The organism is Streptomyces sp. MRC013, from assembly GCF_023614235.1.
In the GTDB taxonomy this organism is placed as follows: domain Bacteria; phylum Actinomycetota; class Actinomycetes; order Streptomycetales; family Streptomycetaceae; genus Streptomyces.
In genome coordinates this window covers 752248-763797 of the sequence record NZ_CP094264.1, presented here as the reverse complement: position 1 = coordinate 763797, position 11550 = coordinate 752248, and the positions used below count along the sequence as shown (strand labels likewise).

Genomic DNA, 11550 nt, shown 5'->3' with positions numbered 1-11550 from the left:
AGGGCTCGATTCGGCCAGGATGGGGGAATGGGATTCCATGTCGATTCCGAGACCGGGCGCCTTCGACGCGTCATCCTGCACCGCCCGGATCTGGAGCTGAAGCGCCTCACCCCCAGCAACAAGGACGACCTCCTCTTCGACGACGTGCTCTGGGTGCGCCGCGCGCGCCACGAGCACGACGGGTTCGCCGACGCCCTGGCGGACCGCGGAGTGGAGGTCCACCTCTTCGGCGACCTCCTCTGCGAGACGCTCGAAATGCCCGCCGCCCGCAAGCTCGTCCTCGACCGGGTCTTCGACGAGAAGGAGTACGGCCCTCTCGCGACCGACCACCTCCGTTGCGTCTTCGACGCGATGGAGACGCCCCAGCTCGTCGAGGCGCTGGTCGGCGGGATGACGAAGCGCGAGTACCTGGCCGGCCACGCCGAACCGACGTCCGTCCGCTTCCACGTCATGGATCTGGACGACTTCCTCCTCCCGCCCCTCCCCAACCACCTCTTCACCCGCGACACGTCGACGTGGATCTACGACGGCGTGTCCATCAACCCGATGCGCTGGCCGGCCCGCCGCCGGGAGACGGTCCACTTCGAGGCGATCTACGGGCACCACCCCCTCTTCACCGGCCCGGAGGCGGGCTCGTTCCACCACTGGTCGCAGGGACAGGACGACTACCCGTCCACCATCGAGGGCGGCGACGTCCTGGTCCTGGGCAACGGCGCCGTCCTCATCGGCATGAGCGAGCGCACGACCCCGCAGGCCGTCGAGATGCTCGCCCGCGGTCTGTTCGCCGCCGGTTCGGCGCACACGATCGTGGCGCTGGACATGCCCAAAAGCAGGGCGTTCATGCACCTGGACACGGTCATGACGATGGTCGCGCCCGACGCGTTCACCAAGTACGCGGGGCTCGGCATGCTCCGCTCGTACACGATCGAGCCGGGTGAGGGCGGGCAGCCCCTCAAGGTCACCGACCACGCGCCCGAGCACATGCACCGCGCCATAGCGGAGGCGCTGGGCCTGCCGTCGATCCGCGTCCTGACGGCCACCCAGGACGTGCACGCGGCGGAGCGGGAGCAGTGGGACGACGGATGCAACGTCCTCGCCGTCGAGCCGGGCGTCGTCATCGCGTACGAGCGGAACGTCACCACCAACACGTACCTGCGGCGGGAGGGCATCGAGGTGATCGAGATCCCCGGCAGTGAACTCGGCCGGGGCCGCGGCGGTCCGCGCTGCATGAGCTGCCCCATCGAACGCGACGCCGTCTGACCCCGTCCACCGGTACCCCGACCACACAGCACCACGGCAGACCCGCACTCCCCGCGGGCTGCCCCCGCCCTCCCTGTATAACAATGTCTCTCACTGTATAGAATTCCACTCCTGTCAGTCCGACCTGCCCGCAGACCCCAGGAGCGCCCATGGCCCCCGACCTCACCGGCCGCCACTTCCTCAAGGAACTGGACTTCACCGCCGAGGAGTTCCGCGGCCTCGTCGACCTCGCCGCCCGCCTCAAGGCGGCCCGGAGGGCCGGCACCGAGGTCCGGATGCTGCGCGGCAGGAACATCGCCCTGGTCTTCGAGAAGACCTCCACCCGCACCCGCTGCGCCTTCGAGGTCGCCGCCGCCCACCAGGGCGCCTCCACCACGCACCTCGACCCCTCGGGCTCGCAGATCGGCCACAAGGAGTCGGTCAGGGACACCGCGCGCGTCCTCGGCCGGATGTTCGACGCCGTCGAGTACCGCGGCGCGGGCCAGGAGACCGTCGAGGAACTGGCCCGGTACGCGGGCGTCCCCGTCTACAACGGGCTCACCGACGACTGGCACCCCACCCAGATGCTCGCCGACGTGCTCACCGTCACCGAGCACACCGACAAGCCCCTGGAGCGGGTGGCCTTCGCCTACCTCGGCGACGCCCGCAACAACATGGGCAACTCCTACCTCGTCACCGGCGCGCTCCTCGGCATGGACCTCCGGGTCGCGGCCCCCCGCGCGTACTGGCCGGCCGAGGACGTCGTCGTCCACGCCCGCAAGCTCGCGGAGGAGAGCGGCGCCCGCCTCACGCTCACCGAGGACGTCGAGGAGGGGGTCGCGGGCGCCGACTTCGTCGCCACCGACGTGTGGGTGTCGATGGGCGAGCCGGAGGAGGTGTGGGACGAGCGGATCGCCGCCCTCCGCCCGTACGCCGTGACCATGGACGTCCTGCGCGCCACCGGCAACCCGCGGGTGAGGTTCCTGCACTGCCTGCCCGCCCTCCACGACCTGGGCACCGCCCTCGGCCGCGGGATCCACGCACGCCACGGCTTGACGGAACTGGAGGTCACCGACGAGGTCTTCGAGTCGCCGCACTCGGTCGTCTTCGACGGCGCCGAGAACCGCCTCCACACCGTCAAGGCCCTCCTGGTCGCCACCCTCGCCGGCCCGGACCTCCCCCGTCCCTGACCCCGGACGCGCCCGCCCGGGGCGAGTCGGCCCGGCCCCGGGCCCCGGCCCCCCGCCCACCACCCGCGCCACTGGCGGGAGGGAGCCGTCAGGAGACCGGGCCGCGCCTGTCCGTCGCGGACCACACCCGGGTCTCGGCCCGGACGCCGCCGCGTGCGTCCCCGCCGGCGGACACGACGGTGAGCACCGCCGTACGGCCGCCCTGCGTGCGGACGCAGACCACGCTGCCCCTGCCCACCTCCACCCGGTCGACGCCCTGGGCGGACACCAGCTCGGCGCACTCCTCGCGGGTGGGGGCGGCGGGGCGCTGCCACAGCGCCAGGTTGGTGGAGCCGGGGGCGGCCAGCTCGGAGCCGTAGAGGACCGGCGGATCGTCCTCCCCCAGACGGACGTCGCCGAAGAACGGCTGCCTGACCGGAGGCCGTTCGTCGAGCACATGGCCGTTGACGTCGATGAGCAGGGTGCCCGCCCACCGTTCGGCGTCCTTCCCCGCACCCCCCTCCCCGGGCGGCTCGGGAGTGTCCGGCGCGGTGTCCGGCCCGCCGGGCGGCGCGTCCGGTGCGGAGGTCCCGGGCGCCGGGGCGGCGGCGGTCCCCGCGGCGGCCGGACCCGCCGGGGGCCGTGCCCCGGCGCCGGGCTCGTCCGCGAAGTGCAGCACCAGCAGCGCCCCGGCCGCCGCCGCGCCGACCACCGACACGACGCCCGCGACGACGGCCCACGCCCTGCGGGGCGGCGGTGGCGGCGGGTGGTAGATGTGCTGGACGCCGAAGGGCCCCTGCACGGCGGCGAACGAGTCGAAGACGTTGCCCGAGGTGTTGCCCGAGGCCCCGCCGGAGCCCGGCGGGGGAGGCGGCAGGCTCACGCCTGCGGTCCCATGGTGATGTTCTGGACGCCGCCGGGGCCCGTCTGGATGAAGGCGGGCCCGCGGAAGTCGTTGCCGACCACGCTGCCGCCCGCGCCCTCCGCGGGCCGCGGACGCTCGCCGAGCACCTCCCGCAGCGCGGCCACCAGGGCCCGGCGCTCCTGTTCGGGGAGGCTCTCCAGCAGCATGGCGAGGCGGGTGCCCCACACGGCCTCCTGCCGGACCCGCTCCGCCTCGGCCCGGTCCGGCTCCGCGGCGTCGAGTGCGGCGGCCGTGCGGTCGAGCCAGGTGAGCTCGATCGTCTCCCGGTCGGCCCGGCCTCGTCCGAGGATCCGCGCGACGCCGGCCCGGAGGCCGTCCCACGCCTGCGTTCCGGCGGCCTGGACGATCGCGGTCCCCAGTGCCGCCGCCGCCATCGTCAACGACTCGCCAAGCATGGGCTCCCCCTTCGGAGACGTGCCGGTTGCGGGCATCGTACGACCCGGCAGGACCGGCCACCACGACTTCGGGGGATCCCGTCCGGGCGACGGCTCCCGGGGCCGGGCGAGGCGCCCTCCCGCGGCCCCGGGTCCCGCACGGCGGACTCCTGCGGCCGCGGGAGGGCGCGCCGGGGGAGGGGGCCGCCGGACCCCCGCGCCGGGACCCGGAACCGGCCGGGGGGGCGGGCGCGTTGTACCGGAGCCGGGGACAAAAGTACACATGTGGCGAAGGCGTGAAGATGTTTACGTCGTCAACTTGTCTTGTTCTGGAAGGCGGGTTTCCCTCCGTGTACGCTGGGAGTATGACGGACAATGCCGCTTCGCCGGCCGGCCCCCTGGTCACCGGCGCCGAGATCGCCCGGCTGGCCGGAGTCACCCGGGCCGCTGTCTCGAACTGGCGCCGGCGCTACGACGACTTCCCCGCCCCGGCGGGCGGCGCCGCGAACAGCCCGCTCTACGCGCTCGCCGAAGTCCAGGCGTGGCTGGACGAGCAGCGCAAGGGCCAGGAGGTGTCGCCCGAGGTCGAGTTGTGGCAGGCCATGCGGGCCGCGTACGGGGACCAGATGGTCACGGGCCTGGCGCAGGTGGCCGGGGTGCTGACCGGACGGCGCGAGCCGGGACTGCCCGACGGCATCGCCGCCCGGGTGGAGAGGATCACCCGCACCCGGACCCCTCTCGACCTCGTGGACGCGCTGACCGAGCGGTTCGCGGACTCCGCCCGGCGCGCGGGGTCGGACCAGGTGACCTCGGAGCGCGTGGTGCGCGCCGTGTGCCGCTTCGCCCCCGAACTGCCCGCCGGCGCCACGGTCTTCGACCCCGCCTGCGGAATCGGGGCGCTGCTGCTGTCCGTCGCCGCCGGAGAGGGGACGCGGTACCGGGGCCAGGAGATCGATCCCGACGGCGCCCGCTTCACCCGGCTCCGCGCCGGCCTCGCGGGCCGGCCGGACGTGCGCGTCGCGGCGGGGGACTCCCTGCGCGCGGACGGGTGGCCGGACCTCAAGGCCGACCTGGTCGTCTGCGATCCGCCGGCGGGCGTGACCGAGTGGGGGCGGGAGGAGCTGCTGCTCGACTCCCGCTGGGAACTGGGCACCCCTTCCAAGGCCGAGGGGGAGCTCGCCTGGCTCCAGCACGCCTACGCGCACACGAAGCCCGGCGGCCAGGTCATCATGGTCATGCCCGCCTCGGTCGCCTACCGCAAGGCGGGCCGCCGCATCCGCGCGGAGCTCGTGCGCCGGGGCGTCGTGCGCCAGGTGGTCGCCCTGCCGCCGGGGACGGCGGCCTCCCACGCCCTGCCCGTCCACCTCTGGTGCCTGCGCCGCCCCGAGAGCGCCGGGGGCGCGGACGCCGGCCCCGCGGTGCGCATGGTCGACCTGACCGGCGACCGCCCCGACGGGAGCCTGGAGCCGCGTCCCGACCAGGTCGCCGACGTGCCGCTGATCGAGCTCCTGGACGACACCGTCGACCTGACCCCCGGCCTCCACCTGCGCGCCCGGCACCGCGACTACCCCGGTGAGTACGCCGCCCTGCGGGAGGAGTTGGAGGAGCGGATCCGCCGGCTCGCCGCGCTCCTGCCCGGCCTCGCGCCGGGGGAGGGGCCGGGCCCGCTGGAGGGCGCCAGCACCAGCGTCGCGGACCTCGCCCGGGCCGGGCTCGTCACGTACGACGGCGCGGAACCGGTCTCGGCCAGCGACCAGCTCGACACGGACTACCTGCGGGGGTTCCTGCGCAGCTCCGTCAACGCCCGCCGCTCCACGAGCCTCAGCGGGACCTTCCGCCTCGACGGCAGGGGTTCGCGCATCCCCCGCATGGGCATCGACGAGCAACGCCGGTACGGCTCCGCCTTCCGCGCCCTGACCGAGTTCGAGGAGGGACTCCGCAAGGTCGACGAACTGAGTCGGCGGCTCGCCGAGGTCGCCCGCGACGGCCTCGCCACGGGCGCCCTGTCACCGGAGGGATGAGGGCGCGGGGCCGCCCCGGCGCGACCCCGCTTCCGCGGGCGCCCCGCTTCCGGCCCGCGGAGCCTCCGCGCCCGCCCCGCTTCCGGCTCGCGGAGCCTCCGCGCCCGCCCCGCTTCCGGCCCGCCCCGCTTCCGCGCCCGCCCGTTCCGTTCCGTAACCGCCCGCAGCGGCTCCCCGCTTCCGAGCCCGCGGTGCACCGGCGTCCCCGCACCAGGGTGCCCCCGCTCCGGACCGCGCCGGGCGCCTGTCGCGGGGCCCTCCGGGGCCGCGACCTCCGGGGCACGCGGCGGCCCGCCGCCCCGGAGCGGGCCTCCGCCGCCACCGCCCGGCCCCCGGGCGGGCTGCTCAACCGCCGGCCTTCTCCCGCCACTCGGCGAGGTTGCGGCGGGTGGTGTGGACGTGGAGGTGGTCGGGGCCGTGCACCGAGACCATGACCTGAAGCAGTTCCGCGAGGGCCGCCGCGGCGCCGGCGGGGTCCCCCGCGCGCCCCCGCGAGGTGGCGAGGTTGTGCCGGGTGACGAGGCTCTCGGGGTGGCGGGGGCCCAGCACCCGGACGAAGTCCTCCAGCACGTCCTGCAGGGCGGCCGCGGCCCCGGCCGCGTCGCCCGCCTTCCCCGCCAGGTGGCCAGGTTGCGCCGGGTGACGAGGGTCTGGGGGTGGTCGTGGCCGGACAGGCGCGTGCGGACCGCGAGGACCTCCTCGAGATCGGCCGCGGCCCCCTCCGGGTCCCCCGCCATGGCCCGCGCGTTGGCGAGCCTCTCGCGTGTGGCGAGGGTTTCGGGGTGCTCGGGGCCGAGCAGCCGCACCTCGTCGTCCAGCACCTCCCGCAGGGCGGTGACGGCTCCGGCCGCGTCGCCCGCCTGGTCCTGCCACACGGCGATCTGGGTGCGGATCGCGAGGAGGTCCGGATGGCGGGGGCCGAGCGCGCGCAGCCGGTCCGCCAGGAGCTCCCGGTACGCGTCGACCGCCCCGGCCGCGTCGCCCGCCATGCCCCGCCAGTGGGCCAGGCGGTGACGGAGCGTGGGAACGCCCGGATGGGCGGGGCCGAGTACCCGCACGGTGGTCTCCAGCAGCTCCCGGAAGGCGTCCGCGGCCCCCGCCGCATCCCCCGCGTCCCCCCGGCAGTCGGCCAGCTGGTGGTGGACGGTGAGGGTCAGGCGGTCCTCGGGGCCGCGCAGCCGTACGAGGTCGGCGAGCAGGTCCCGGAAGAGCGGGACGGCCCCGGCCGCGTCCCCCGCCCGCCCCCTGTTGAGCGCGAGGTACTGCCGGGTGGTGAGGGTGTGGGGGTGGTCGGGGCCCAGGACCCGGCCCATCCTCTCCGCCACCTGCTCCAGCACGGCGGCGGCCTCGGCCGCCTCCCCCTCCTCGCCCCGCCACCGGGCGAGGGTGCCGAGGCAGAGGAGCGTACGGAAGTCGTCGGGTCCCAGCGCCTCGGTCATGTCCCGGACCAGCAGGGACAGTGCGGCGGGAGCCCCGTCGGCGTCCCCGGCGCTCATCCGCCAGAGGGCCAGGTTGTAGCGGACGGTCAGGGTGTGGGAGTGGCCGGGGCCGAGCGACCGGCCCATCTCCTCCACCAGCGCCTCCAGATCGGCGACCGCGCCGGCCGCGTCCCCGTTCTCCCCCCGCCAGTAGGCGTGGTTCGCACGTGCCGTGAGGGTGGTGATGTCGGCGTCCCCCAGGAGGGAGGCCATGTCCTCCTGCACCGCTTCCAGGTCGGCGGCGGCGCCGGTGGTGTCCCCCTCCCAGCCCCGCCACTGGGCGAGGTTCTGGCGGGCGATCAGGGTGTCCGGGTGGTCGCCGCCCAGGCGGCGCCGGACGGTGTCGACGAGGTGCTCGTAGTAGTCGGCGGCAGCGGTGGCCTGCCCGGTCGCCCCCAGGCTGTTGCCGGCGCGGAACAGCACCACGTGGGCGCCGTCGCCGGGCCGGCACAGCGCGTCCTCGGCGTGCTCGGCCAGGGCGAGGGTGCAGGCGCGCAGGTTCTGGACCAGCGGAGTGGCGCTTTCCACCTCGGGCCACGCGTCGCCCAGGGCGTCGGCGGCGGCACGGGCGAGGCGGTGCCGCCGCCCAGGGCCGAGGGTGTCGCGAGTGGCGCGCTGGACGAGCTGGTGGACCCGCACCTCCTGGTGCGGCGTGTCGGGGGTGTAGTCCACCAGGTGGAGGCGGTGCAGGGCCGCCAGGGCGAGCCGGGCGTCACGGGAGGAGACCGGCTCCGGTTCCCGCGCGGCGCCCTGCCCGGCGCCGGTGCGCTCCGAGGCCAGGTAGGCCAGGGCGGGAGCGGCGGTCAACGCGTCCCGGGGGATCCCGTGGGGGTCGAGCAGGGAGGTCAGATGGAGCATGGGGCGGGCCAGGCCGACCGGGCGCAGGGTGTCGGCCCGTTCGACGGACAGCGACCAGGCGGCGGCCAAAGGCAGGGACTGGTCGTCGGGCAGCGCGTCGGGAGCCGCGTCGGCGAGGGTGGCGGTGCGGTCGGCCAGCAGACCGCGGTAGGCGGCCACGCTCTCCCGGGAGTCGGTGATGTAGGCGGCGGCCTGGGAGAGCGCCAGGGGTAGGTGCCCCAGGTCGGCGGCGAGCGCGGCCGTCTGGCCGGGCGGAGCGGTGCGGCCGTGCCCGGCCAGGCAGTCGGTGAGGTAGGCCAGTGCCTCCCGGTCGGTGAACAGGCCGACCTCGATCGGCGGGCGGCCACCGAAGGCCAGGGCGGCGTCCCGGCGGCGGGTGGTGATCAGGACCCGTCCGTGCGGGCCGGCCGGCGGCCACAGACCGGACAGGTCGTCGGGGTCGGCCAGGTCGTCCAGGACGACCAGCCACCGGCACGGCCTGCCGCCGGCCCCGGGAGCGAGCCAGGCCAGGAAGGACTCGGCCGCCCTCTGCTGGTTGTTCGGATCCGCGCGGCACAGCTCGACGCCGGCCTGCGCGTACCGCTCCACGACGGCCTGCCGGCTGCCGGCGGTGACCCACACCAGCACGTCCAGTTCCCCGTCCCCGCCGGCCTCCCCCAGGCGGTACGGGCGTACCCGGCGGCCAGCTGGGTCTTGCCCACCCCGCCCATCCCGGTCAGCACCGCCGTCCCGCCGTCCGCGAACGCGGCCCGCAACCGGTCCGCCTCGGCCCGGTGCTGGAAGGACCGCGACTCGCGCGGGACGGTGCCGACCCGGTGCGGCCACGGCATCGGCTCCTGGGGGCCGCGCTGCTCCACGCGCAGCGTGTCGACCCTCAGGTAGCCGGAGACGGCGATCCCGCCGTTGGCGGTCGCGGGGCCGGTCCCCGACACCTCCACCCGGGTACCGGGATCCCGGCCGTCCGCCGGCACCGGGCCGCTGTGGCCGGTCACCGCCTTGCCGCCGGACCGGGCGACGGCCTCACCGGTGTCCGTCACGACCACCGCGTCCGGAGCCTCCCCCTCTTCCCGCCTCCGGTGCCACCACGCCATGTCCACCCGCCCCCTCGTCGTCGTCCCGCGTTCCCGGAGTCCCGCCCGCGGCGGGCCGGTCAGACGTCCTCGATCCCGCTCACCGCGCTGCTGCCGGCGTCGCGGGCAGTGGCCGGCCCGCTGTTCTCCACCCGCGCCGGGCCCCGGCCCGCACGCCGGAGGAGTCCGGTGACCGAGCGGGCCCCGTCCGTCGCCTCCGCCGGTCCGGACCCGGTCACCGTCGCCTCCGCCCGGTCCCCGCCGGGCTGGAACATCGCCCACACCAGAGCGGCGATCGCCACCGCCGCCTGGACGGACGCCCCGGCCACCTGCCCCGCACCGGGGCCGTCCAGCAGCCACACCACCGGCGTGGACACCACTCCGGCCACCGCCAGCACCACCACCGCGACCTTCCAGCCCCGTGCCACCCCCACCACCCCTTCGGCTCCCGGCCCGGCCACCGGGCGCGGACCTCCCGCCCGGAGGGCCATTGTCACCCAACGACCTCGTGCGATAAGGGGATTCGCGCGGAAAGGGCCCACGGAACGCCCACCGGGGCGATCGAACCGGGAGGGCTCCCGGCCTCGGGACGGGCGAGCGGCCGCCGCCCGGCGTCCCGCACAGCCAGTCACCCCACCCGGCCCGGCACCCCGCCCGGCGCCGTCCGGCACCCCGGCGCCGCACAGCGTCCGCCCGTACGGCCCCGCCCCGCACAGCCCCCATCCCGCACGAGCCCCGGCCCCGCGTGCGGCGGGCCCCCGACGCGCCGTACCGCCGCCGAGGCGAGGGGGCACCCTCGCCGGCCTGAACGGCGCCGTACGTGGCTGAAAGAAGTTCACCCGCCGCTCACGCCCCGTTGGGGGAAGGAATCGAACGGCTGCTCCTAGGGTTGCCCGCGCCGCCCCCCGGCCAGAGGTATCGAAAGGACCCCGATGACGAACGAGTCCGCCGCGAGGCCGACCGGTTCCGGTTTCGACCGACGCGCCCTCCTGCGCGGCGCCGCCGTGGCCGCGGCCGCGTCCGTCCCCTTCCAGGCCCTCGCGGCGCGGACGGCGGCGGCCGCACCCGCCAAGCTGGAGTTCGACGCCGGGTACGGCCCGCTGCGCCCGGTCCGGGACCAGGCGACCGGCCTGGAACTGCTGCAGCTCCCGCGCGGGTTCGCGTACATCTCCTACGGCTGGACCGGCGACCCCATGGACGACGGGGTCCCCACCCCGGGCGCGCACGACGGCATGGCGGCCTTCCGGTACGGGGACCGGGTCCACCTCGTCCGCAACCACGAGCGCGGCGCCGGAGCCGCCTTCACCGCCCCCGCCTACGACCCCGAGGCCGGCGGCGGCACCACCACCCTGGTCTTCGACCCGGACGCCGGGCGGTGGCTGGAGTCCTACGGCAGCCTCGGCGGCACCCTCCGCAACTGCGCCGGCGGCCCCACCCCGTGGAACACCTGGCTCACCTGCGAGGAGACCTTCTCCACCAACGCCGGCAAGCGGCACGGCTACATCTTCGAGGTGGCCTCGGAGGGCAAGGGCGACCCCGAGCCCTACAAGGCCATGGGCCGCTTCAACCACGAGGCCGTCGCCGTCGACCCGGCGACCGGCTACGTCTACGAGACCGAAGACCGCGGCGACGCCTCGCTCTACCGGTTCGTCCCGGCGGTGCCCGGCGACCTGTCCAGGGGCGGCCGTCTCGAAGCCCTGCGCATCGGCGTCGGCCGGTACGACACCCGCGGCGACGGGGAGAAGGCGTACGGCACCGTCTCCTGGGTGCCCGTGGAGGACGCCGACCCGGCGGAGGACACCGTGCGGCTCCAGGCGCAGGCCAACGGCGCGGCGGTGTTCAGCCGCCTCGAAGGCGCCTGGTACGGCAACGACCGCATCTACGTGATCACCACCGACGGCGGCCCCGCCCGCCAGGGCCAGGTCTTCGAGCTCGACCCGGCGACCGACGAGTTCCGGGTGCTCTTCGCCTCCCCGGGCGCCGAGGTCCTCAACGCGCCGGACAACATGTGCGTCAGCCCCCGCGGCGGCCTGGTGCTGTGCGAGGACGGCGGCGGCACCGAGTACGTCCACGGCCTCACCACGGGCGGCGAGATCTTCCGCTTCGCCGCCAACAACGTGGACCTGCGGACCGGGACCGCCGGCAAGAAGGTCGCGGCGGCCGACCACCGGGGCTCCGAGTGGGCCGGCTCGGTCTTCGAGCCCAAGAACGGCAACTGGCTGTTCGTGAACATCCAGACCCCCGGCATCACGTTCGCGATCACCGGCCCCTGGTCCCGGGGCGCCCTCTGACCCGTCCGCCGGGCCCCGCCCGCCCGTGACGGCGCCCGGCGCGGGGGCGTGGGGCGCCGCCCGGAGCAACGCGCAGGGCGCAGGGCGTACGAGGGCGGCGTACGGGGGCGGCGTACGGGGCCACC

At 75.8% G+C, this 11550-nt stretch carries 7 protein-coding genes and 1 pseudogene; 4 read left to right on the top strand and 4 right to left on the bottom strand.

The features are described from left to right. The first annotated feature begins 27 nt into the window (after positions 1 to 27). Positions 28 to 1260 carry an arginine deiminase gene (locus LUW75_RS03455; RefSeq protein ID WP_250334309.1) on the top strand — a complete coding sequence of 411 codons (1233 nt, stop codon included), beginning with the start codon at positions 28 to 30 and terminating at the stop codon, positions 1258 to 1260. A gap of 149 nt (positions 1261 to 1409) precedes the next feature. Then, complete coding sequence (argF, locus tag LUW75_RS03450; protein ID WP_250334308.1) at positions 1410 to 2429, top strand: ornithine carbamoyltransferase; 1020 nt, start codon at positions 1410 to 1412, stop codon at positions 2427 to 2429. An 88-nt stretch (positions 2430 to 2517) separates the two neighbouring features. Here the strand turns inward: argF and LUW75_RS03445 are convergent, their stop codons facing one another. Both LUW75_RS03445 and LUW75_RS03440 read right to left on the bottom strand, forming a co-directional pair. Continuing rightward, the gene (locus tag LUW75_RS03445) at positions 2518 to 3291 is read right to left on the bottom strand and encodes a hypothetical protein (protein ID WP_250334307.1); all 774 of its coding nucleotides are present in this window, start codon (positions 3289 to 3291) and stop codon (positions 2518 to 2520) included. Continuing rightward, entirely contained in the window at positions 3288 to 3728 is a 441-nt protein-coding gene (locus tag LUW75_RS03440) for a hypothetical protein (RefSeq protein WP_250334306.1), read from the bottom strand. The genes LUW75_RS03445 and LUW75_RS03440 overlap by 4 nt, the downstream gene beginning before the upstream one ends. A 344-nt stretch (positions 3729 to 4072) precedes the next feature. Here LUW75_RS03440 and LUW75_RS03435 point away from each other — a divergent pair, with 344 nt between their 5' ends. After that, positions 4073 to 5728, top strand: coding sequence for an N-6 DNA methylase (locus LUW75_RS03435; protein WP_250334305.1), 1656 nt, complete (start codon positions 4073 to 4075; stop codon positions 5726 to 5728). A gap of 674 nt (positions 5729 to 6402) precedes the next feature. Here LUW75_RS03435 and LUW75_RS24525 read toward each other — a convergent pair. Then, positions 6403 to 8064 (bottom strand): annotated as a pseudogene (locus tag LUW75_RS24525) (tetratricopeptide repeat protein); the annotation flags it as partial. A 1150-nt stretch (positions 8065 to 9214) separates the two neighbouring features. Beyond that, positions 9215 to 9562, bottom strand: coding sequence for a hypothetical protein (locus LUW75_RS03425; RefSeq protein WP_349816391.1), 348 nt, complete (start codon positions 9560 to 9562; stop codon positions 9215 to 9217). Between the two features lie 504 nt (positions 9563 to 10066). Here LUW75_RS03425 and LUW75_RS03420 point away from each other — a divergent pair. Further along, the gene (locus tag LUW75_RS03420) at positions 10067 to 11425 is read left to right on the top strand and encodes an alkaline phosphatase PhoX (RefSeq protein WP_250334303.1); all 1359 of its coding nucleotides are present in this window, start codon (positions 10067 to 10069) and stop codon (positions 11423 to 11425) included. The last annotated feature ends 125 nt before the right edge of the window (positions 11426 to 11550 follow it).

What these genes read in the sequence shown, in the direction of transcription:
- LUW75_RS03455 (WP_250334309.1), top strand. Translation starts at nt 28, where the DNA reads ATGGGATTCCATGTCGATTCCGAGACCGGGCGCCTTCGACGCGTCATC.
- argF (WP_250334308.1), top strand. Translation starts at nt 1,410, where the DNA reads ATGGCCCCCGACCTCACCGGCCGCCACTTCCTCAAGGAACTGGACTTC.
- LUW75_RS03440 (WP_250334306.1), bottom strand. Translation starts at nt 3,728, where the DNA reads ATGCTTGGCGAGTCGTTGACGATGGCGGCGGCGGCACTGGGGACCGCG.
- LUW75_RS03435 (WP_250334305.1), top strand. Translation starts at nt 4,073, where the DNA reads ATGACGGACAATGCCGCTTCGCCGGCCGGCCCCCTGGTCACCGGCGCC.
- LUW75_RS03420 (WP_250334303.1), top strand. Translation starts at nt 10,067, where the DNA reads ATGACGAACGAGTCCGCCGCGAGGCCGACCGGTTCCGGTTTCGACCGA.